The following is a 21,060-nucleotide window of genomic DNA, read 5'->3' as shown; positions in this document are numbered from 1 at the left end:
TTTTGGAACTGATTTCGAAACTATTGCAAAAGAGCAAATAGTTTTGATCAAAGAAATTTCAGGCCATATTGAAGGAATCAATACTAAGGTAGAGGAAATGACAAACGAGCGAAAAATTGCTAATAATTTGATTGATGCACAGGAAATGGCAGAAGCTTATTGTAACAAAGTAAAACCATACTTTGAGATCATCAGGAATCACTGTGATAAATTAGAGTTATTAGTAGACAATGAAATCTGGACTTTAACAAAATACAGAGAATTATTGTTCACAAAGTAAACTACTTACTAATATTTTTAAAAGAGGCTTTTCATTGAAAAGCCTCTTTTTTTGTTTATCACAAAAAAACCTTTAAAAATTATTAGTAATTGTCGTACGATTAAAAGCTTCGTTTTTGCCCTTTATCGACATACTTAAACACTTTATCGAAAAAAATCTTAAAGGTTTAAAAAACAGTTTGTTAGTTTTTTGATTCTTTAAATTCTTTTTTATCTTTGAAATGTAATACTGAAATAAGCATTTAATTAAAAACAAATTTCTTACTAAAAATTACCAAAAAGAGGTTCCCAAATCGCTTTTTTAACCTACATATTAATTTGTATTAACAACCAATTAAATATATTTATTATGAAAAAAGTAATTTTGAGCATCTCCGCGATGCTAGTAGGTTCATTGGCTTTTGCACAAGGGAACGTAAGTATGGTAAACCAGTTAGGAGCCGGTAATGTTGGCTTTGTAACACAAGTGGGAATGCAAAATGATTCTGACGTTCTTCAATTAGGGGTTGGTAATTGGGCCATCATTAATCAAGAAGGTAGACAAAATGAATCTGACACGAATCAAGGTGGCTACTTTAACCTGGCAGATGTTGAACAAGACGGTCGTCGCAATGATGCTTACATTGGACAACTTGGTATGGGCAATAGAGCTTACATTGATCAAGATGGCAGAAGAAATGATGCTGTAACTGGACAAGCAGGTTTCTTTAATGAATCTCAAACTACACAAATAGGAAGAGATAATTCCTCTACTACTTTGCAGTTTATTGCAGGTAATTATTCAAACGTGATGCAAGAAGGTCACGATAATAATTCAGAAGTTCTTCAAGTTGGTTTTGGAAATGCATCTTACGTTGATACTTATGGAGAGTACAATAATGCATTGACTGTGCAATTTGGAGCTGATAATACTTCTTACATTAATCAAAATGGAACTGCAAACAATGCTTGGACTTTTCAATCTGGTAACAGTCACATGAGTACTGTTAACCAAATAGGATTAGGCAATGCAAGTTTAGTATTGCAATCCAACTAATTTTTAGACTAATAAAAGGGATGGAGTTGTATGTATTCAGCTCTGTCCCTTTTTTTTTAATCTAATGTTCTTATGTAAAATTAATGGCGATGAATTTTAAACTTCAACCTACAAATTAATTCAAGTAATTTTATTTTTTACATTCATTTCTTTTGAGTTTAGTTTTGTGATTCATCTTGCTAATTAGTATCAGAATCTGTGTTTTTATGTGTTTGACAATTAAATAAACAAGTCATGAAATCAAAAATAAATAGCCTCCTATTTGTCATTGTACTTTTAAATGTATTTTTTGTGAAAGCTCAGGTTTTACAGACAAATGCCGCATCAGATTTATATAATTTGGTTGATAAAAGTATGATTTCTAACCTTAATTTTGGCTCAACTGTTCAATCCCAAGCAGTAGATAATTTTATTATAAGCAATAATTTAATCCAAGTGCAACAAGTGGGTTTCAATAATTATTCGACCGTTACGGTAAAGTCTGAAAATTATGAAATTGGGGTTAACCAAAATGGATTTAATAATTATTTGAATTTGTATAAAAATACAGGAGATTTGAATGAGACCATTTCACAATCGGGAGCAAATAATTTTGTAAGTGATTTTTCATTATACTCTAATAGTGCTATAAATATGTCAATTAATCAAGAAGGAAATAATTTGTCTCTTTTTAATAATGGCACAAATTCAATTTCTAAAGATTTAAAAATTACGCAAACCGGAAATTCGGGCAGTATTTATATTTTTAATCACTAGACTATGGAATCCCTTACTTTTAGAACTGTTTGTATCTTTTTTTTGTTTCATGTCCTATTTGGTTATTCTCAAAACATCAATAAAGACATTAAACCAAAAATAGAAATTGAAGAAAGCGAAAACACGCTCTCAGCCACAGGGACAGTAGAAAATTTAAAATCGGAATTCAGAAATATTTCTTTTAAACTTACGGTTTTCAAAAAAAACAAATTGAATTCTAATCGATCAGATAATGCTCAAGATGGGCGAGTAACACTAGAACCGATTCAAAAAGTTTTCCTCTCTAAAACGCAAGTCAATATTGGCAAAAATGATCAAATTATCATTCTGTTGTTGATTTATGATGAAGATAATGCTATCATAGGAAAAGATCGTGTAGTTTTTGGTGGTGAAGACGAAACTAAAGTAACGGTTTCTAAGCCAAAAGATGGTTTAGAAATGATAGGAATAGTTTCAAATGAAACAAAAACTAAGTTAGGAAGCGATTTTTACGATCTTTTTTATTCTGAGTTTTCCAAATTAAACATCAAATCGCAAAAAATAATTCTGGTTCAAGAGGAATTAACTCTTGGTAGAACGACAAAAATAACGGTTAAAGTGGATAGTGATGTTATTGAAGAGTTTATCGCCAGACCAGACGAAGATTTTTTGAAATATATGGCTGAAACATCTGGAGCAAAAATTTTTAAATATTTTAAAAATATTGAAAAACAAGCCAAATTCATTACACAATATTGATCTACGCTTGTGTCTTTTACTATTGATTGCGAAGTGATTACTATTTGACGGATTATTTTTTTTAGGTTTAAAACGTCTTTTTAAAACAGTTTTTTTTTCCATTTAAACAACTAATATTATGAAACTATTATTTTTAACAACCGTATTATGCCTGTTTTATAGTGATTTAAGTGCTCAAGATCTGGTTTACAAACCAAAAAATCCAGCTTTTGGTGGCGATACTTTCAATTATCAGTGGCTACTCAGTTCCGCTGAAGCCCAAAATGATTTTAAAGAAGATGCAGGAATCGGATTTGAACAACCAACAGAATTAGAACGATTCAAACAAAATCTGAACAATCAAATACTGAATCAAATATCTAGTTCATTATTTCAAAAACAGTTTGGAGAAGGAGGAATCAAGGAAGGAGCTTATGTTTTTGGGAGTTTATCAGTTGATATATACCCTTCAAACCTAGGATTAGTAGTTGATATATTGGATACAGATACCGGTGAACAAACCCAGATAATTATTCCAGGAAATTAGTTGCACGCTAAATTTCAACAAGAACACCATTATAATTTAGAAAACAATACAATTAGCGCAAAATTGATTTTTAAAATTTTGCCTAATTAGTATGCAATTTTGCCCAAAATATGCCCTAAATACTACCTAATGTTATGAAAAAAAACACTACTATCACACTTCTGTTTGTTTTTCTTTTGTCAAGTTGCGGCGCTTATTTCAATCAACCTATGGGTATTGAAAAAGCGGTCTATGGAGAAAATACACCTGCTACCTCTTTATTGACAAAACTGCCTAAACCCAAGGAACAAATTGTTGTAGGGGTTTATAAATTTAAAGATCAAACGGGACAATATAAGGCAATAGATCAAGGAAGTACTTTTAGCACTGCGGTAACCCAAGGAGCTACTTCGATATTAATTAAAGCTTTGGGAGATTCTAAGTGGTTTATTCCAATCGAAAGAGAAAATTTAGGAAATCTTTTGAATGAAAGAAATATTATACGTTCCACACGTCAAGAATACGCCACCGATTCAAAAACTCCCGAAACTCAATTGACTCCCTTGTTGTTTGCTGGAGTTTTATTAGAGGGCGGAATAATTTCGTATGATTCTAACATTATTACTGGTGGATTTGGTGCCAGATATTTTGGAACTGGCGGTTCTACACGCTACAGACAGGATCGAATTTCTATTTATCTTCGGTTAGTTTCAACCTCAAACGGTAAAATTTTGAATACGGTATATGTTTCTAAAACAATTTTATCCCAAAGCGTAGATGCTAATTTATTCAAATATGTAAATATCAAGAGGCTTCTTGAAGTAGAAACTGGTTTTACTAGAAATGAACCAATTCAGCTTGCTGTTACTGAGGCCATCGAAAAAGCAGTTGAAGGTTTGATTGTAGATGGAATAAAAAACAATCTTTGGGAAGTTAATGCCACTTCAAATGAAGTTACCACTTTTATAGATTCTTACACTAAGGAAAAAGAGGAAGCGGATTTGGCGATGCTTCACGGTAGAAACAGAAATGAAAAGAGAGGAAAAGTTGGTTTAGAAGCAACAGTTGGCGCAACCTACATGGCAGGAGATTACCCTAATCCAGTGGCGAAGCCAATGCTAAGGGGCGCTATTAAGTATTTTGTAAAGCCCAATTTAAATTTAAGCGCTTCCAGTAATGTGTTTAGATTAGGAAATAAAGATAAGCTAGATGTGGGATATGCCTCTTTAGAATTGAATTTAGAATACCTAGTTCTTCCTTATGACGTTGTCACTCCTTACTTTTTTGGTGGTTTTGGAACAAGTTTTAATTCTGCTTTCGAAAATTTTAATGCTAAAGTTTTGTACGGCGCTGGGATTGAATATCTGGTCACGAATAATTTTGGTTTAAAGTTGTACGGCGAGCACAATTTGAATTTTTCGGATAATATTGACTATGCCGTCAGTGGAGTTCGAGATGATTATTATTGGCGTTTCGGTTTTGGTATGACTTATTATTTTCCTCGCAAACTAAAAAATAAAGCGAAGTAAAATATGGTTTTAGATTCAAAAAAAAAGCAGAAAAGAGTTAAAACATTAAAGTACAAACGAATTCAGGTGTCTAAATAATTAATAAAACATAAAGATGAAAAAATTAGGTATAAAAATCATAATGTGTTTCATTCTCTTCGTATCGTGCAGTGAAGAACAGATTGACGACAGTGGAATGGGAACCGTAAAAGGAAGAGTCGTTAATTCTGAAACTTTCGAACCTATTACAAATGCAAGAATTTCTACTAGCCCTACAACAAGTACATACTTTTCAGATAAAGATGGTTACTTTGAATTTAGCGAAATCTTAGTTGGCAAATATTCTTTTCAAGCACAAAAAGATGGATACATCTCTAAATTTGAACCGGCAACCATAACTAAGAATACTACGGTCCAAATTATATTCGAATTAGATATATCAACATTAAATAATAAGCCACCGGATATCCCTATTTTGACGGCTCCAGTTGATAATGCTAAAAGTCAGGCTTTAAAATTAAATTTGACTTGGACCGCTACAGACAAAGAACTCGATCCACTTACCTATATTGTTACTGTTAAGAACGGAACAACTGATGCTGTAACAACTTACAAAGATATTAAGACTACATCACTTGAGATTTCAGGTTTAAGCTACAGTACAAAATATTATTGGCAGGTAATTTCATCTGATGGTATCAATACCCCTTCAAACAGTGTTACAAATACTTTTACAACACTAGCATTTCCTAATCCGAGATTTTTATATGTGAAAAAGGTGAATAGCAATAATGTTATTTTTACAGCTGACGAAGCTGGAAATGAATTGCAATTGTCCTCTTCTGAAGTGAATAGCTTTCGACCTAGAAAAAATTTACAAATAAAAAAAATCGCCTATGTAAGTTCAGATGGATCCCAAAATCAGATTTATACCATGAATCCAGACGGCTCAGGAATTTTTAAAGTAACAAATGCTATACCAATTGCCGGATTCAATATGGAGCATATCAATTATAGTTGGAGTACAAACGGAAGTCAGCTCATTTATCCAAACTTTGATAAATTATATCGAATTAATGCTAATGGTAGCGGATTAGTAGAATTATTCAAGACACCAAACGGAAAATTTATATCAGAGTGTGACTGGAGTCAAGATGGAACTCAAATTGTACTTAAAGTAAACGATATCTCCGGATATAATGTTGAGATTTATGTGATTAATGCCTCAGGAATTATTCAATATCAAGTGCTATCAGGATTGGCAGGTGCCACAAGCGGTTTGCATATTTCTGTAAATAACCAAAGTATTGTTTATACAAGAGATGTTTCAGGTTACCAAAGCTCAAATTACAGAAGACTAGATTCTCGAATTTTTATTTATAACCGATCTACTAATTCTTCAACAGAAATTGATACAAGTAAACCAGATGGATTTAATGATCTTGATGTGAAATTTTCTCCAAATGAGGCTGAAGTGATATTTACCAGCACTTCTAATGATGGAATTTCTGTCAATAACATTGTAAAAGCAAGTATCAATGATGTAGATACGCGTGCTATTTTATTTGCCGGGGGCTCTATGCCGGAATGGAAATAGATTTTACATCTCCTTTATTAAAAAAAATGTCTATCAGTTTCCGATAGACATTTTTTTTTGAGATATTCCTCTCAGAGGCATAACGTAAGATGTAAAAAAAAATATTTGTACGGTAATTCTAGTATGAAACAGTTCTTAAACTCGATTGGCAAAACCCAAAAAAATAATTATCTTTGCCACACAACTACCTGCCATAATGCAGGCTTCACAACTAGACTACATGAGTTCAGATACTTCAAAAAGATATGCACTTCGCGGTGTTTCGGCATCCAAAGAAGATGTTCATAATGCCATAAAAAATATTGATAAGGGATTATTTCCACAAGCTTTCTGCAAAATTGTTCCTGATTATTTAACCCAAGACGAGGAGTATTGCCTCATTATGCATGCTGACGGGGCAGGAACTAAATCCTCTTTGGCATATATGTATTGGAAAGAAACTGGAGATATTTCCGTTTGGAAAGGCATTGCTCAAGATGCTTTGATCATGAATATTGATGATTTATTGTGCGTGGGAGCAACGGACAATATTCTGCTGTCATCTACTATTGGAAGAAACAAAAATTTGATTACCGCCGAAGTAATTTCTGCAATTATCAACGGAACCGAAGAACTGATTAAAGAATTAGATTCTTTTGGGGTAACCATACATTCTACAGGTGGTGAAACGGCAGATGTAGGCGATATTGTTCGAACAATAATTGTAGATTCAACAGTTACGGCTCGAATGAAACGTTCAAAAGTTATTGATAATGCCAACATTAAAGCAGGAGATGTCATTGTAGGATTAGCTTCTTTTGGTCAGGCCACTTACGAGAAAAGCTATAATGGCGGAATGGGAAGTAACGGATTAACATCAGCGCGACATGATGTTTTCGGGAAGTATCTGGCAACAAAGTATCCTGAGAGTTTTGATGCTGCAGTTCCTGAAGAATTAATTTATTCCGGACAAGTAAAATTGACAGACTCCGTTGAAAATTCACCAATCGATGCAGGACAGTTAGTGCTTTCGCCAACCAGAACTTATGCGCCAATTATCAAGAAAATTTTAGACCAATATTCTTCTAATGAAATTCACGGAATGGTTCATTGCAGTGGTGGAGCTCAAACTAAAATATTACATTTCGTAGAAAATTTACACATTATAAAAGACAATTTATTTCCGGTTCCGCCATTGTTTCAGTTAATTCAAGAACAATCTAAAACGGATTGGAAAGAAATGTACCAAGTTTTCAATTGTGGTCACCGTATGGAAATTTATGTTCCTGAAGCTGTTGCACAAGATATTATTGCGATTTCAAAATCGTTCAATGTTGAAGCACAAATCGTAGGTAGAGTAGAAGCTGCTACGGCTAAAAAACTAACTATTACCAGCGAATACGGAACTTTCGAATATTAAAAAGCTTCAATTGAAATTGATTTTTCAATCTTTCAATTCTTTAATCTTTAAATTTTTTATCTATGTACGAATTGGTTTTTTGGAAATATCTTGAGGGAATTTATCTCAACCATCACGAAATTTATGAAGCAATTTCAGAAGAACAAGCTGAAATTGAAGGCCTTGAAGAACTTCCTGTTCAAGTAATCTTGAATAGAATCGCCTCAGTTTTTTCCAAATGGGAAAAAGTAGACGAGAAAAGTTGGAAAAACAACAGCGGAGTGGGTGCTTTTCACATCCGAACGACGCCTCAAAGTATAAAAATTGATTGTTATGGCACGGAAGGAAAAACAATGGATTCTTTAGTGAATATAATGGATGAATTCAAATGTCCGCTGTATGATCCGCAAGTTCCAGAGCGTCATGACGAAATGAATGAATAAAATTGTTAGGAGCTAATCCAGCGCTCCGTTACAATCCTCCTTTAAAAAAAATATTTTTCTAAGTCCTGAAAGGAGCTTCCGTTGGTCGCTCTTTCAGGACAAGAAAAATTATCTTTTTTGCAGTCGGGATTTTCACTACGATCTGGGCTAAAGCAATCAGTGATGTTTAACCCAAATTAGTTTAAAATCAACTTATTTTACCGCTGGTTTATTCAGAAGAATGGGTTCTCCAAAACCAATTTGCTCTAGCTTTTTCAGTTGTGTTTCAGCATCACCCACCACTAAATAAATCATTTTATCAGCATTCAAATACTTTTCTGAAAGCTTTTTTATATCGCCAATAGTGCTGTTTTTTGCAATGTTTTCGTGCTGTTTCGCATAATCATCGGCATAATTGTAGTTGCTGATGTCGTAGAGCATTTCCAGTTTAGAAGACAAGGTTTCAAATGCTCTGGCATTACTTTTTATTAAATAACCTTTCGTTACTTCAAGATCATTCTCCGTAAAGTTTTTTCCATATTGCGATACAATTTCTTTGATTAAACTTACGGATTCAAGCGTTACATTCGAACGTACACCACTTGAAACTATAAATGGACCTTTATTAGCAGAACCATTAAACGAAGAATTGATGCCATACGTATATCCTTTTCCTTCGCGTAATTGTTGCGTCAATTGTGAGGCAAAACTACCACCACCCAATCGGTAGTTCATAATTTGAACAGGATAAAAATCTGCATCAGTTGCGGCAAGGGCAGGATAACCAATTCGGATTACCGATTGTTTTGCACCCGGAACATCATAAAAATAAATTTTTGAGGAAGCTATCGTATTCGTGACAATGGGTTTAGGAACCCTAACTTTTTTAGCCGCCCAATTTTTATTTAAAGTCGCTAATGAATTGGTCACCTCCGTTTTTGCAATAGCACCAACAATTTGGAAATTAGTCGCCGAAGGAGCTATATTTTTTGCATAATAATTTTTCAAATCATTCATAGTAATGCTGTTTACAGAAATTTCAGTACCAATGCGATTATTCGCTAAAATAGATTCATTGCCATAAAGTAATTTCTTGAATTCATTTCTGGCAATACTATTCGGATCTGCTTTCTGTTGTGTGATTTGGCTTAAAGTACTTTGTTTAATCAAATCAAATTCTTTTGCGTCCCAGCGCGGCTGTAATATTATTTCCTGAACTAATGCCATAGTTGCATTGTAATTTTTAGCTAAGGTATTTCCTGATATAAATATAGATTCATCACTTGCATACGCTCTAATGGTTGCTCCCAGACTTTCAATTGCATTTTCTAGTTGCTGTGGAGTCTTGTTTTTGGTTCCTTTTGTCATCAGTTCTGCCAGCATGTTAGAAACTCCTATCTTATTTGCTTCTTCAAGCAACATTCCCCCTTTTATTTGCATTTGAAATTGAACAAGCGGCACTTCGTGGTTTTCAATACCTAGAACATTTAGACCAGATGACAATTTGCTTTTCCACACCGATGGTAATTTTACATCAGGACTTTCTCCATAAGTCGGTTCTATACTTCGATCAAATTTAGAAGGTGTTTTTTCATACGTTGCCGCGATGCTGGCATCAAACGAATCTTCTTTTCCTTCAACGATTTTTTCCTCAACAACTGCGGCTAATGTTGAACCCTCCAAGATTAAATTGGCTTCTCCTTTTGGAACAAAACTAGTGGCAACAAAATGTTTTCCTTTGATGTATTTTTGATACACACGCATTACATCTTCGGTAGTTACGGCTAGAATATTTTTCACATCTTGATTGATGTAATCTGGAGTTCCTGCAAAAATTTCATATTGTGCGAGCTGAAACCCTTTTCCTAATACACTAGATAAATTTGTGTAAAAAGCAGTTTCTTGTCCCGCTTTAATTCGGTTCAAATCTTGTTGTGAAATTCCTTCGGTTTCAAAGTTTTTAAAAGCTTCGTCAACACCGTTTATTACTTCATTCAAATTTGTTTTTTCAAAAGCTGTTACGCTCAACATGTACTGGCCTGCTATTTCTGAATTATATTGGAAAACTTCCGTGGCATCCGTTAATTTTTTATCCTCTACTAAGGTTTTATATAAAGGTGCTTTTTTACCTTTTGAAAGATAACTGGCCAAAACTTCCAAAGCATAACTGTCAGGATGGTATTCGTAAACCGAAGGCCATGTTAGCGTGAGTTGCGGCAATTTGGCAAAATTATCTTCATAATACAGTTTTTTGGTCTCGGTCAATATCACGGACTGTTTTTCCATTTTTGGAATTACCTCGCCACGTTTTATTTCACCAAAGTATTTTTCGACCCAAGCTTTAGTTTGTTTAACATCAAAATCTCCAGCAATTGTTAATGTCACATTATTGGGTACATACCAGCGATTGTAAAAACTTTTTACATCTTCTAATGTTGCATTTTGTAAATCCTCTAAAGAACCAATAACATCCCAACTGTACGGATGCGTTGCCGGATATAAATTTTTAGAGATTACTGAAAAATTATGCCCATAGGGTCTGTTATCATAACTTTGTCTTTTCTCATTTTTCACGACCTGCTTTTCTTTGGCTAAAACTGGTTCTGTAACTGTATTGATAAAATAACCCAATTTATCAGCCTCGGCCCAAATCATTTTTTCTAATGCATCTTTAGGAACGGTCTGATAATAATTAGTGCGATCTCTGCTGGTAGAGCCATTGGCTCCAGCCCCACCAATGCGAGCGCTCATTTTATCAAGACCTCCTTTTCCTAAGTTTTCCGATTCCAAAAAAAGTAAATGCTCAAACAAATGCGCAAATCCTGTACGGCCTGCTTTTTCTCTGGCAGAACCTACATGACTCGTCAAAGCAACGGCAACCACAGGATCTGAACGGTCGATATGCAAAATAACTTGTAAGCCGTTTTCTAAGGTAAATTTTTCAAATTCTACTTTGAATTCTTTTGATTTTTGATTTTGGGCTTGAGATGAATAAGTACAAATAAGCACCATAAAGCACATTAATAACTGTGTTGGTTTCATTTTTTAGATTTTGGTTCAACGTTATTTTTACAGCAAAGATCATTTTTGCTTTAGACACTAAATGTAAGAAAAAATATAGTGATAAAGTATTAACAGGTATTAAGTTGGATTATTGAGGTAATGGTCAGTAATCACAACACAAGCAATATGAGTGATTGTGAGTGTGACAAGAAGAATATTTACTGTTGTATTCCTTTATGGTTTATATTTGAACGTCTTTAGTTCTTAACTCTAAATTGAATGCCAATATGGATTTTGACTTTTCCCATTCCCTTGTCCTGGAGGACGAAACTGTAATGTTACGGTCTTTGCAGGAGTCTGATTCCGAAAATTTATTAGAGATTTCCATGAATGAACCGGAAACTTGGCAATATTCTTTGATTCGTGCCAATGGCAGGGAAAATTTGGAAAAATACATTCAAATTGCACTAAAAGCACGTGCAAATCAAACGGAATTTCCCTTTATTATTTTCGATAAAAAATCAGGAAAGTATGCAGGAAGTAGTCGTTTTTATGACATTAATTTAGAATTCAAATCGCTGCAATTGGGCTATACTTGGTATGGCAAAGCATTTCGCGGAACCGGATTAAATTCCCATTGTAAATTTTTATTATTGCAATTTGCCTTTGAAACTTTAGGAATGGAACGCGTTGAATTTCGGGCGGATTTTAATAACAAACGAAGTATTGCCGCGATGGTGAATATCGGTTGTACAATAGAAGGTGTTTTACGGGATCACATGCCTACGCTGGGAAGTGAAGCCAGACGCGATACTATTGTATTGAGTATTCTAAAAAAAGAATGGATAACCGAGGTTAAAGAAAATCTAAAAAATAAATTATAGGAATTCGTGGTTGTTTGTTTTAAATCATTGGATCACCACCACCTTTTCTATAACCAATAAGTTGTCGGTATTTGGATTCGGTTTCCTTCAATTCTTCTTCCATTTGTTTGTATTTGCTGATGTCTTTTATAGTGACAACCGCAGCTACTACATTGTTATTTTGATCGACTAATGGACGGCCGCTTATCAACACTCTTTTCTTTTCCTGAGCCACCGGGTTCCAGAGGATTATTTCAATATCTGTTGTAACTTCACCACTTAATGCGCGCTCCATAGGCAAGTTTTGCGAAGGGAAAATAGTTTTTTCATCTGGAAAATACAACTCGAAATGATTACTTAAATTGGTAGATATTTTATCGTCTTCTTCAATTCCAAAAATGGCATTAGCCATATTATTGGCCATAATTATTTTCTTGTCAGCATTTGCCACAATAATTCCTTCACTGATATTTTCGACTATTAATCGTAATTTTTCTTCATTTTCATAAAGGTCATCAATCGCATTTTGTTGTTTGTCTTCTAGTTCTACAAGTTCCGTTACATTGCGTCCCACAGAATAAAAAATACTGTGATCCGGATCAATAGTACTATTCCAGTCGAGCCATTTATAGGAACCGTCTTTACAAAGGAACCGCGTTCTGAAATTGATAATTGATTCCCCTTGCAAATGTCTTTGCATCACTTCGCTGGCTGTTTGTTTGTCATCAGGATGAATTAAATCTAAGAATTTCATTCGATTCATGTCGTCTTGATTGAAACCTAGTGTTTTGGTAAAGGCAGGATTTATTTTAATAAAATGCTCATCTTTTGCTACGGTTAAAATATCAAATGCCATATTGAAAAACATATTGGATATTTTTAAAGATTCTTCATTTTTAATTAAATCCGAAACATCTCGCGCAACCGCATATATAATCCCGGTTTGAATATCAATAGTAATGGTCCAGTCTAGCCATTTGTAGGAACCATCTTTTAGGCGTTCTCGAACTCTATGTGTGACCACAGAATCACTGATTCTTAATTTATTGATGCCTTCCATGAAAATTCCGGCATCGTCAGGATGTATAAAGCTTAAAAATGGTTTGTTGATTATTTCTTGCTGTTCATATCCTAAAATTCTGGTAAAAGCAGGATTGACTTTTACAAAACTCTGATCTTTAATTACCACAAACATATCAAATGACATATAGAAAAAGGTGTTTGCAATATTCAATGCATTTTCTATTTCTTTTTTGTCGGTGATATCGCTGGCAACAGCATACAATAACCCACTTTTCACTTCAGGGAATACAGACCAGCTAAGCCACTTGATAGATCCGTCTTTGCAAATGTATCGGTTTTCAAATTTAATGGATGAGGCGCCGGTTTGTAGTTTGAGTACTTCTTTTTTAGTAATTGCAATATCATCGGGATGTGTGAATTCTAAGAAGTTTTTGCTTAATAATTCTTCTTCGGTGAAACCTAAAATTTTACTAACAGCCGGATTTACTTTTATAAATTTTTCCATAGAAGAAATAATCATCATATCAACCGACATCCTAAAAAAGGTATCTGCGGCTTTAGAGGATTCTTCTAGTTTCTTTCTTTCGGAAATATCAGTTAAAATTCCACCAATAGCGTAAATGCGTTTAGCAGAATCATACAAAGGAAATTTAACCGCTATGTAGGTATGTTTTCCGTCCGATTGTTCAATAATTTCTTCTGTTTTCAATTCTCTTGATGCTTTCAAAACTTCAAAGTCGGTATTGCGATACGCATCTGCAGTCGCGGCAGGCAAAAAATCATGATCTGTTTTCCCTATAATTTCTTCATTTGAAATTTTAAATAAAGATTCAAATTGTTTATTAATCAGCAGATAGTCTCCATTTATTTTTTTAATAAATATGGGACTCGAAGTAGTATCAATAATTGATTGGAGCAATTGTTTGTTTTCGAGAAGTAAATTTTGAGAAATATTTTTAGCACGAAGTTGTGCCCGAATAATAAAATAAACAACGGTTAGCAAAATAACAGAAAGAATAATCAAAGCAATTTCGATCCAATTTAATGAAGTATCTAAAGCTGGATTTCTTTTTTTATCAATCCTTAAAATAAAAATCCAAGCTATAGCAAAAACAACAAATAGATTGATTACAAATCCAATGATTATTTTTTTTTCTAATGATAATTTCATACTCGAACAATATCTAAATTAATTCACTTTACTTTCCTTATTTAAATTTAATAAATTATATAAGTACATGAAAGTTAGTTATTTAAATTGAATTGACAACTATTTTTTTTGTTTTAGTTAGGTGGTTAAAAAAAGCGAAAAAGGCAAGGGAAGGCTTGCTTATTTTCGCTTTTTTGTATAAGTTGTTCTTCTTAGGAAATAATTTGAGACTCTACATTTTAGTGTAACGGATCGTACGTTTAGCTTAATTTTTTTAATCGATGCAGGAACTGAATTAGTTCAGAATCACATTTGTTTGACAAAATCTAAAAAGACTTTTTTATGAAGTTCTAAGTCTAGGTCAGGTGAAATGGATACACGTACGATATAATCTTTGTCACCCTCTTTAGTGGTTCCCTGCGTTGATGTCGCCGGCACTGTCCAATATGATCCTTTTAACTGTCCATAGCTCACACAAAATTTACTTTCATTGGGAATTTCTGTAATCATTAAATTGATTAACATAAGATTTAGCTTTCTTTTGTGCGCTTCTTTTTCTTCCGTTGTAGTGCCTTGACTAGGAAGGTCTAATGAAAAAACGGAAGGTGTAAATCCTTGTTCTGCTAATGCTGCTGAAACAAAATTGATTTTAGCTGCCGGTAAAGTTTCTTTTATAAAGTTTACAAATTCATTTGTATTATCATAAGCATCCTTAATTCTTTCATTCATTGAAGGCAATTGTTTTGCTAAAATTTCCATTTGAAGATTGGTAGCTCCATTATCACAAAGTTTTAGATGTAATTCAATTTTTTGCATCAATTCTTTCGTTTTTATATTTCCCACACAATAGCCTGCAGTACATTTTCCGCCACTTGGAAACTTGGATCCGCTTACGTATGAAATAGTTCTAATTGGGGATAATATATCTTTTTCACCTAAAAAATGTACGTTAGGACAAAAGGTTTGATCTAAAACAAAAATAGGATCGATGGCAATTGCACCAGCTGCAGTTTTACGTTGTTTACTTAATGCAGCGCTTAATTTTATAAGATCCGGAACTTCAACTCTGGGATTGGTTGGAATTTCAGCAATGATGATTGGAATTGCATCTTCATTGGCAATTTTATCTAAAAGAAGAGCAATACTGCTCACCATATCTTCACCACCATCAACGAGTAAATCTAGTATTTCAACAGAGTCAATACTAGCTGCTACTCTTCTGGCTTGGTCATTTGTCCCACCATAACAATTGGGCGGAACAATAATTTTGATTGCCTTTCCTTTGTGGTTTTCTTTTGCATCGTGAATTAGTCCCATGACAACTGCATATTGCATTGATAGTCCACTTGAAGCAACTAGTGCTTTTATGGTACTTCCGGTAATGGTTGCAATCGAATCTAAAACTAGCGCTTTATTTTTTTCGATGTTATTTTCTTCTGGTTCTAAAGAAGATTGCGCAGTTAGAATTTTTAACGCGGCCAGACAATTGGCTGGTGTCATTGCAATCGTCTCTCTTCGTCTAACGTGCTGTATTTTTGAGATGTAACTCTCGTTTTGTTTGCCATTAATAACTAAAAGACTTCCAAATCTAGGATGAATATTAATGAAAAAGTCACTATTTTGGGTTAAACTAAAAAAACTAATTTCATTTTGCTGTGCAATGAAAATGGTACTTCCGTCAAAATTGGGAATGGCTGATGCTGTCTCCGCTTTTTTTAATTCAAACTCATAGCCATAAATGCGCTTCAATACTTCAATATCAAAAAATTCTGGCAATTCACCTGTATAAACGATTTGAGTATTTTTACCAATTAATAAATTTTCCCTTAACACTGCCAAAATAGGAGTTGTTTTAGATGAAAAGCTAATTATATTTTCCGGTTTTATTAAATGTAAGTGAGCAATTGCCCACTCTAAAATACAAGATAATGGATGACCCAAACGAATGTAATCGTAAGCTGTAGGTAACGCTTCTAGTGCCTTTGGTTCAGAAATATTAGCATTAAACAAGATTTCAAACTGGTCTAAAAATTGGGTTTTCGCCAATTTTTCTTCATAAATATCCAGTCGGTGTGTTGTTAGATTCAACCAGCCACTTGGCATATTTTCTAGCACATCCTTAATGTAATTTAGTATTTTATTTTCTTTCATAATTTCCACTTTTAGATAAAGTGGTAATATACAGTAATTAGATTTATTTAAAAGGATAACAAGCGGTTTTATTATATAAAAGCGGTTGTCAGTTTGATTGAATATTGAAGAAAAAATCTCCAGAGGAACAATTGTGGTGTATAAGTTAAAAGATGTTTTTGATTTTAAAATAATGTAAAAATTACTAAGAAATAGAATTAATCTAACAGTGAGTCTCAATAGTAAATTTGCAATTAATTCCCACGGTGACTGCTACCTCTTAAGCAATAAGAATAAAACAATGACTTATTTTTTTTACCAAATAAGTCATGTAAGTTTAAGTTTCGATTGTGTTAGCCTTATGTAACTTAAATAATCAGAAGGTCATTTAAGGTTTAATTCTTATGGGACTTATATGTAAAATATTATTTCACTCATTTTTTAGTATGACATTAAATACGTCCAACTATTTAAATATTCTATAACCAAAGAGTCTGTCTATTTGTTTTAAATTGATAAAAACAGAAAATAATAACAGTACTTCTTTGTGTCCTAATGTTGCTGTACAAATTACAAATCTGCACTATCCTTTAAATATAACAGGCTCCTAAAGTCTAAAAATTGTTGTTTGGACAACTATTTTACTTTGTAACCAATTCATCCGGCATTATTGTAACAGGAGCTGCGAGACTAATAAAGTCAATTATTACGAGCTTAATATAATGTGTGGCGTAATTCTTTAAATTAACTTTATGCTCTATTTTTGAATAAAGTTTTATCCACTGACCAGAAGCCACCTCCTTTAATCAACAAAAAAACACTTCCTAAAAGCATTGCCCAGTCCGTTCTGCTTCCATGCATCATTTCCCAAAACCCTTTTTCTAGATACACTTCTGATTTAGTCGCGGCAAATGCTACAATCATTATGATAATAAATGGAATACTTGCTAATCGTGTAAGTAACCCCAAGATAATTAAAATGCCACAAAATATTTCTAATAGGCCTACAAAACTTCCCAGAAATTCGGGAGAGGGCAAACCAATTTTTTCAAATCGTCCCGCTCCACGTAAGGCAGGGAATAGAAACTTCTGTATGCCTTCTGATAAAAACACTACTCCAACAATCAAACGGATTATGATTGTGGTTTTTGAATTGTCTGTGTGAATGAGTTTTTTGAACATTTTATTTTTTTATTGGAGATTGTCGAACTGTTGGAATTTGAACATTAAAAAAAGGTACTTTCTCCATTGCATGGCAACTGTTGCAATTGATAGTCATAGTTTTAAAATTTTCATTAAAAATTGAAGTGTCTTTTTTCTCTAATGATTTTTTCATTTTTGGCAGAACATAAGTCAAAAAATGCTCAGCAGATTTTGCTCTTTTAGGTCTTCGTTCTAATCCATTTTCAATTGCGATATTTATTTTTTTTATTTGATATTCAGCATATTCCCAATTTTGATCTTGTCCTGCCCAATACAGTTCTTGGTATCGATAACCTGTTTCTACCATTGCATTGTCAAAGCCTCTAAATTGTTTTTCAATGGTTGTAATTTGTTCCTTTTCGGTTCCTTTTATCCATTCGCCATGTGTGGTTTTTTTTTGTGTCTTTTGATTACAAGAAAAAAGTCCGAGAATGGTTAAGAGAATAAATACTTGTTTCATTTTTGTCATTTTATTGTATGCACTGTTTAGCACAAGGTAACGCATCAGGTCAGTTTTTCCTAAACATAAGGATGAAAACTTGTAATCTACTGACGTTGCAAGAAATTTTTTCCAATAAGGGATCAATACAAACGGCAAAAATAGAGGGGCTAACAAATCTACCCCCTTTTTAGCATTTGTAAAATGATGGGATAAAAAAATAGTTTAAGGATGAAAATTAGTATTATTAAACTTCTTCTTTTTTGAAAAGTACAGCGAATTTTTTAACAACAGGAAGTTTACGTCAGGAATACAATATTTTTATTTTTAAAAATTATTTTGCAAATAAACATTCTCTTTTTAATTCCGCCAAGTCTGTTTCGTATTTCATTTCTAGTTTCGCTCTTTCATACGCATTCTGGGAATGTTGCATAGCGGCTTTCTTTAAATCAAAATTATCAATAGTTGCAAGGGTTTTAAAGGCTTTTTGAAGGCGAATCATAACTTCAATATTACCAGCTCCATCACGTGCAATAGGTCTAAAAGCATCTTCAAATAAATCGGCAATGATGATCTCTGGTACAGCAATCCTATCATAAACATCTTTTTGAGAGCTTGTATCTTGTATTGGGTTACTCCATAATGAAAACATTCGAACGTAACTACCTACAATTTGTATAGCGGTACCGGGATCGTTTACTGCGGGTGATAAAGCGCGGCTGGCAATCTCACTTAACGTAATCAATCCAAAACGCGGGTCTTCATCAAAATAGCGCATAGTACCAATAGTAAAGGCACTTTTCATCTCCTGATAATCAGGTTTTTTTGAAGCTTTTGTCTTAATTACTAGATAAAACAATGGTTTGTCTTTTGTTGCAAAACTACCTGGAAGAGTATTTACCGTTATGAAAGCATCCCATGTTTCGGCAATTTTTTGCAGTTTGAACATGTTTATTTGCTGTACATAGCCGGTGACATCACTGTAAATAGCGAAGCCTCTTTCTTGGTTAGGATTTATCGCAACACCGTTTAAGGTTGGTGCTTCTAATCGGGCTTTTATGGCATTCGCGGTTGCCTCTTCCACTAGTTTAATGGTATGTCCCATTCGACCAAGCTTTGAAATACGTTCTACCCAACGCAAAAAAGTAACAATTACCAACGTAAAAAAAAGTAAAGTGAAAAGAAACAAAATGAAGTGACCCGCTTTACCATAATAACCATTTTGTAATGCTACCATGGCTACTATACTATATATAAATGATCCTATGAAAACAGAAAGTGCATTTTGCGAAACATCATCAGCAGTAATTAATTTAAATGAACGTGGAGTGGCAGTGTTACTTGCTGCCGAATAAGCTGCTATCATTGAACCTACGGCAAAAATAGAAATCACCAGCATACTTCCTGAAATAGTGCTTAATAAATTTGCTAATGACTCGGTTTTAATTTCAGGAACTAAATCGTTAAGATCACTACTGTCCGCTATACTAGCCAGCAATGCCGCAAAAACAGATAATATGCAAAAAATTAATGGCCTAAACCAAAGTTTTTCTTTCAAGCGATTCAAAGCAAAAAGGATATTTTGTTTCATAGGAATTGTAGGGTACTTTACTTAGTGCATCTATTTGAATAAATGAAAATTGGGCAACGTAATGATGATACTTTATTTTAAAATAAAAATGCGATCTTTATTACTACAAATGTGTTTCCTTTTTGAATTTTAATAAATAGAGTTTAAGATATTTTATTTTACTATATGGAATTTAAGTATTTGTGTAAATTGATTAATTTTTGAGCATTTATTTTTTTTAAATGAAGCAAATATAATTATAAAGTTGCACACGAATAGAAAACAAATATTAAAATTCATCTTATATATAGTGTTTCAGCATTGCTTTCTATCTGTAAAAGATAAATTAAATTTAATCGAGCAAATTGACGCTAGAAAGCTAGATTATTATAAAAGTCAAGTTTTTAAAACGATTTAAAACAAACTAATTTATCAAAAGATATATATCTTTTTGTCAAAAGATGTACATCTATGTGATAAAAGATGTACATCTACTAAGGAGAAGATGTACATCTTTATAATTAATAGCATTGTTCTTTATAAAAAGAAGTCTTGACCAAACTAATATACCATTATGATCAGGTAGTTTTCTAAACATTGCCACAAAAAGATATTAACTCCAAAATTGTTACAGGATATAAGATACAAGAAACTTCACTGCAATAATGCGAGATAAGTCTAAAAGAGTTGCGTGACTAGACCTATTAAAAGCATTAAATATTTGTTTTTACTCCTTATTTTTTAACTTTAACGCTATTTGATTATAGTTTTATTGGATTCAAATAAAAGAATCCAATAAAACTAAAAAAAAACTCTTTTTAAAAAATACCTAAACGAACACTTGGTGTATTTACTCGTACTGGAGTGTTTATAGTAGGACGATTTGTACTTCTGTTATAATGCCTTCTGTTATCATATTCATAATAGTAAAACCGTGCGTTGCTGTAAAAATAATCACTGTGGTGATCGTGATTGCAATGATGCTGATGCTCGGCGTAAGCATCTTTTTTGCCTTGAATGTAGGCGTGATATGCTTTTCGGTTATTCTTTTTTAGTTGTTTTTCGTATTTTTTTTGTTCTTGCCAAAAGGCTTTATCTTCGCTTTGATTTTTTGCTTTGTATTCTTGCTCATATTTTGCATCTTCTGTAGCGCGTTGCTGGTAATAGGCTAATGCTGATTGGTCAGTACCTTTTTTTGCAGTAGTGGCTTCATCGTTTTCTTGTGCAGTGCTATTTATGCTAAAGCTAAATATAACCAAAATGAGTGCAATTTTAAGTGTGTTCATAATTTTAAATTTTAAGGATTATCGACTGCCGTTTTAGTGACAGCTTTCGCTAGTAAGACAACTCACAAACAAATTACCCTATCTTTGTATAGATTATAATTTTAAACTTATTATAATACGTATTTTTAAAGGATGTTTTCTTCGTCGGTTTAACAATTAAATCAAAAAAAATCT

The 21,060-nt window shown here is 33.2% G+C and carries 16 protein-coding genes and 1 pseudogene; 10 read left to right on the top strand and 7 right to left on the bottom strand.

The annotated features are described in order from the left end of the window. The 9 genes and pseudogenes from ACEN2F_RS13570 to ACEN2F_RS13530 form a co-directional block, all read left to right on the top strand. Positions 1–280: pseudogene (locus tag ACEN2F_RS13570) on the top strand (glutamine synthetase type III); the annotation flags it as partial. Positions 281–628: 348 nt separating this feature from the next. Continuing rightward, positions 629–1,315, top strand: a complete 687-nt coding sequence (locus tag ACEN2F_RS13565; protein WP_441740087.1) for a hypothetical protein — start codon at positions 629–631, stop codon at positions 1,313–1,315. Positions 1,316–1,549: 234 nt separating this feature from the next. Beyond that, positions 1,550–2,071, top strand: a complete 522-nt coding sequence (locus ACEN2F_RS13560; protein WP_441740084.1) for a hypothetical protein — start codon at positions 1,550–1,552, stop codon at positions 2,069–2,071. Between the two features lie 3 nt (positions 2,072–2,074). After that, entirely contained in the window at positions 2,075–2,809 is a 735-nt protein-coding gene (locus tag ACEN2F_RS13555) for a CsgE family curli-type amyloid fiber assembly protein (RefSeq protein WP_441740081.1), read from the top strand. Positions 2,810–2,927: 118 nt separating this feature from the next. After that, entirely contained in the window at positions 2,928–3,335 is a 408-nt protein-coding gene (locus ACEN2F_RS13550) for a curli production assembly/transport component CsgF (protein WP_441740078.1), read from the top strand. Between the two features lie 134 nt (positions 3,336–3,469). After that, the gene (locus ACEN2F_RS13545; RefSeq protein ID WP_441740075.1) at positions 3,470–4,843 is read left to right on the top strand and encodes a CsgG/HfaB family protein; all 1,374 of its coding nucleotides are present in this window, start codon (positions 3,470–3,472) and stop codon (positions 4,841–4,843) included. A 94-nt stretch (positions 4,844–4,937) separates the two neighbouring features. Beyond that, positions 4,938–6,419, top strand: coding sequence for a carboxypeptidase regulatory-like domain-containing protein (locus tag ACEN2F_RS13540; RefSeq protein WP_441740072.1), 1,482 nt, complete (start codon positions 4,938–4,940; stop codon positions 6,417–6,419). A gap of 220 nt (positions 6,420–6,639) precedes the next feature. Then, a complete protein-coding gene (locus ACEN2F_RS13535) occupies positions 6,640–7,818 on the top strand; it encodes an AIR synthase related protein (RefSeq protein WP_441740094.1) in 1,179 nt (392 codons plus the stop codon). 62 nt (positions 7,819–7,880) lie between these two features. Next, a complete protein-coding gene (locus ACEN2F_RS13530) occupies positions 7,881–8,240 on the top strand; it encodes a hypothetical protein (protein WP_441740069.1) in 360 nt (119 codons plus the stop codon). 192 nt (positions 8,241–8,432) lie between these two features. Here the strand turns inward: ACEN2F_RS13530 and ACEN2F_RS13525 are convergent, their stop codons facing one another. Continuing rightward, positions 8,433–11,261 carry a M16 family metallopeptidase gene (locus tag ACEN2F_RS13525; RefSeq protein ID WP_441740066.1) on the bottom strand — a complete coding sequence of 943 codons (2,829 nt, stop codon included), beginning with the start codon at positions 11,259–11,261 and terminating at the stop codon, positions 8,433–8,435. 248 nt (positions 11,262–11,509) lie between these two features. Between ACEN2F_RS13525 and ACEN2F_RS13520 the strand changes: the two genes are divergently transcribed. Continuing rightward, a complete protein-coding gene (locus ACEN2F_RS13520) occupies positions 11,510–12,106 on the top strand; it encodes a GNAT family N-acetyltransferase (RefSeq protein WP_441740063.1) in 597 nt (198 codons plus the stop codon). Positions 12,107–12,125: 19 nt separating this feature from the next. On the opposite strand, the gene ACEN2F_RS13515 is transcribed toward ACEN2F_RS13520, so the two are convergent. The 6 genes from ACEN2F_RS13515 to ACEN2F_RS13490 form a co-directional block, all read right to left on the bottom strand. Next, positions 12,126–14,279 (bottom strand): PAS domain-containing protein, encoded by a 2,154-nt coding sequence (locus ACEN2F_RS13515; RefSeq protein WP_441740060.1) that lies wholly within the window; start codon positions 14,277–14,279, stop codon positions 12,126–12,128. Between the two features lie 285 nt (positions 14,280–14,564). Beyond that, on the bottom strand, positions 14,565–16,409 hold the full coding sequence (locus ACEN2F_RS13510) for a cystathionine beta-synthase (protein ID WP_441740057.1): 1,845 nt from the start codon (positions 16,407–16,409) through the stop codon (positions 14,565–14,567). A 729-nt stretch (positions 16,410–17,138) separates the two neighbouring features. After that, positions 17,139–17,570 (bottom strand): DoxX family protein, encoded by a 432-nt coding sequence (locus tag ACEN2F_RS13505; protein ID WP_441740054.1) that lies wholly within the window; start codon positions 17,568–17,570, stop codon positions 17,139–17,141. Position 17,571: 1 nt separating this feature from the next. Continuing rightward, positions 17,572–18,051 (bottom strand): hypothetical protein, encoded by a 480-nt coding sequence (locus ACEN2F_RS13500; RefSeq protein ID WP_441740051.1) that lies wholly within the window; start codon positions 18,049–18,051, stop codon positions 17,572–17,574. Between the two features lie 313 nt (positions 18,052–18,364). After that, positions 18,365–19,621, bottom strand: a complete 1,257-nt coding sequence (locus tag ACEN2F_RS13495; RefSeq protein WP_441740048.1) for a DUF2254 domain-containing protein — start codon at positions 19,619–19,621, stop codon at positions 18,365–18,367. Positions 19,622–20,418: 797 nt separating this feature from the next. Further along, a complete protein-coding gene (locus tag ACEN2F_RS13490) occupies positions 20,419–20,886 on the bottom strand; it encodes a hypothetical protein (protein WP_441740046.1) in 468 nt (155 codons plus the stop codon). Positions 20,887–21,060: the final 174 nt, after the last annotated feature.

The organism is Flavobacterium sp. W20_MBD1_R3 (assembly GCF_052119725.1).
GTDB lineage: Bacteria > Bacteroidota > Bacteroidia > Flavobacteriales > Flavobacteriaceae > Flavobacterium.
The sequence above is the reverse complement of the archived record's forward strand: the minus strand, read 5'-3'. Positions and strand labels throughout refer to the sequence as shown.

What these genes read in the sequence shown, in the direction of transcription:
- ACEN2F_RS13515 (WP_441740060.1), bottom strand. Translation starts at nt 14,279, where the DNA reads ATGAAATTATCATTAGAAAAAAAAATAATCATTGGATTTGTAATCAAT.
- ACEN2F_RS13525 (WP_441740066.1), bottom strand. Translation starts at nt 11,261, where the DNA reads ATGAAACCAACACAGTTATTAATGTGCTTTATGGTGCTTATTTGTACT.
- ACEN2F_RS13565 (WP_441740087.1), top strand. Translation starts at nt 629, where the DNA reads ATGAAAAAAGTAATTTTGAGCATCTCCGCGATGCTAGTAGGTTCATTG.
- ACEN2F_RS13540 (WP_441740072.1), top strand. Translation starts at nt 4,938, where the DNA reads ATGAAAAAATTAGGTATAAAAATCATAATGTGTTTCATTCTCTTCGTA.
- ACEN2F_RS13510 (WP_441740057.1), bottom strand. Translation starts at nt 16,409, where the DNA reads ATGAAAGAAAATAAAATACTAAATTACATTAAGGATGTGCTAGAAAAT.
- ACEN2F_RS13545 (WP_441740075.1), top strand. Translation starts at nt 3,470, where the DNA reads ATGAAAAAAAACACTACTATCACACTTCTGTTTGTTTTTCTTTTGTCA.
- ACEN2F_RS13530 (WP_441740069.1), top strand. Translation starts at nt 7,881, where the DNA reads ATGTACGAATTGGTTTTTTGGAAATATCTTGAGGGAATTTATCTCAAC.
- ACEN2F_RS13500 (WP_441740051.1), bottom strand. Translation starts at nt 18,051, where the DNA reads ATGAAACAAGTATTTATTCTCTTAACCATTCTCGGACTTTTTTCTTGT.
- ACEN2F_RS13495 (WP_441740048.1), bottom strand. Translation starts at nt 19,621, where the DNA reads ATGAAACAAAATATCCTTTTTGCTTTGAATCGCTTGAAAGAAAAACTT.
- ACEN2F_RS13560 (WP_441740084.1), top strand. Translation starts at nt 1,550, where the DNA reads ATGAAATCAAAAATAAATAGCCTCCTATTTGTCATTGTACTTTTAAAT.
- ACEN2F_RS13520 (WP_441740063.1), top strand. Translation starts at nt 11,510, where the DNA reads ATGGATTTTGACTTTTCCCATTCCCTTGTCCTGGAGGACGAAACTGTA.
- ACEN2F_RS13505 (WP_441740054.1), bottom strand. Translation starts at nt 17,570, where the DNA reads ATGTTCAAAAAACTCATTCACACAGACAATTCAAAAACCACAATCATA.
- ACEN2F_RS13555 (WP_441740081.1), top strand. Translation starts at nt 2,075, where the DNA reads ATGGAATCCCTTACTTTTAGAACTGTTTGTATCTTTTTTTTGTTTCAT.
- ACEN2F_RS13535 (WP_441740094.1), top strand. Translation starts at nt 6,640, where the DNA reads ATGAGTTCAGATACTTCAAAAAGATATGCACTTCGCGGTGTTTCGGCA.
- ACEN2F_RS13490 (WP_441740046.1), bottom strand. Translation starts at nt 20,886, where the DNA reads ATGAACACACTTAAAATTGCACTCATTTTGGTTATATTTAGCTTTAGC.
- ACEN2F_RS13550 (WP_441740078.1), top strand. Translation starts at nt 2,928, where the DNA reads ATGAAACTATTATTTTTAACAACCGTATTATGCCTGTTTTATAGTGAT.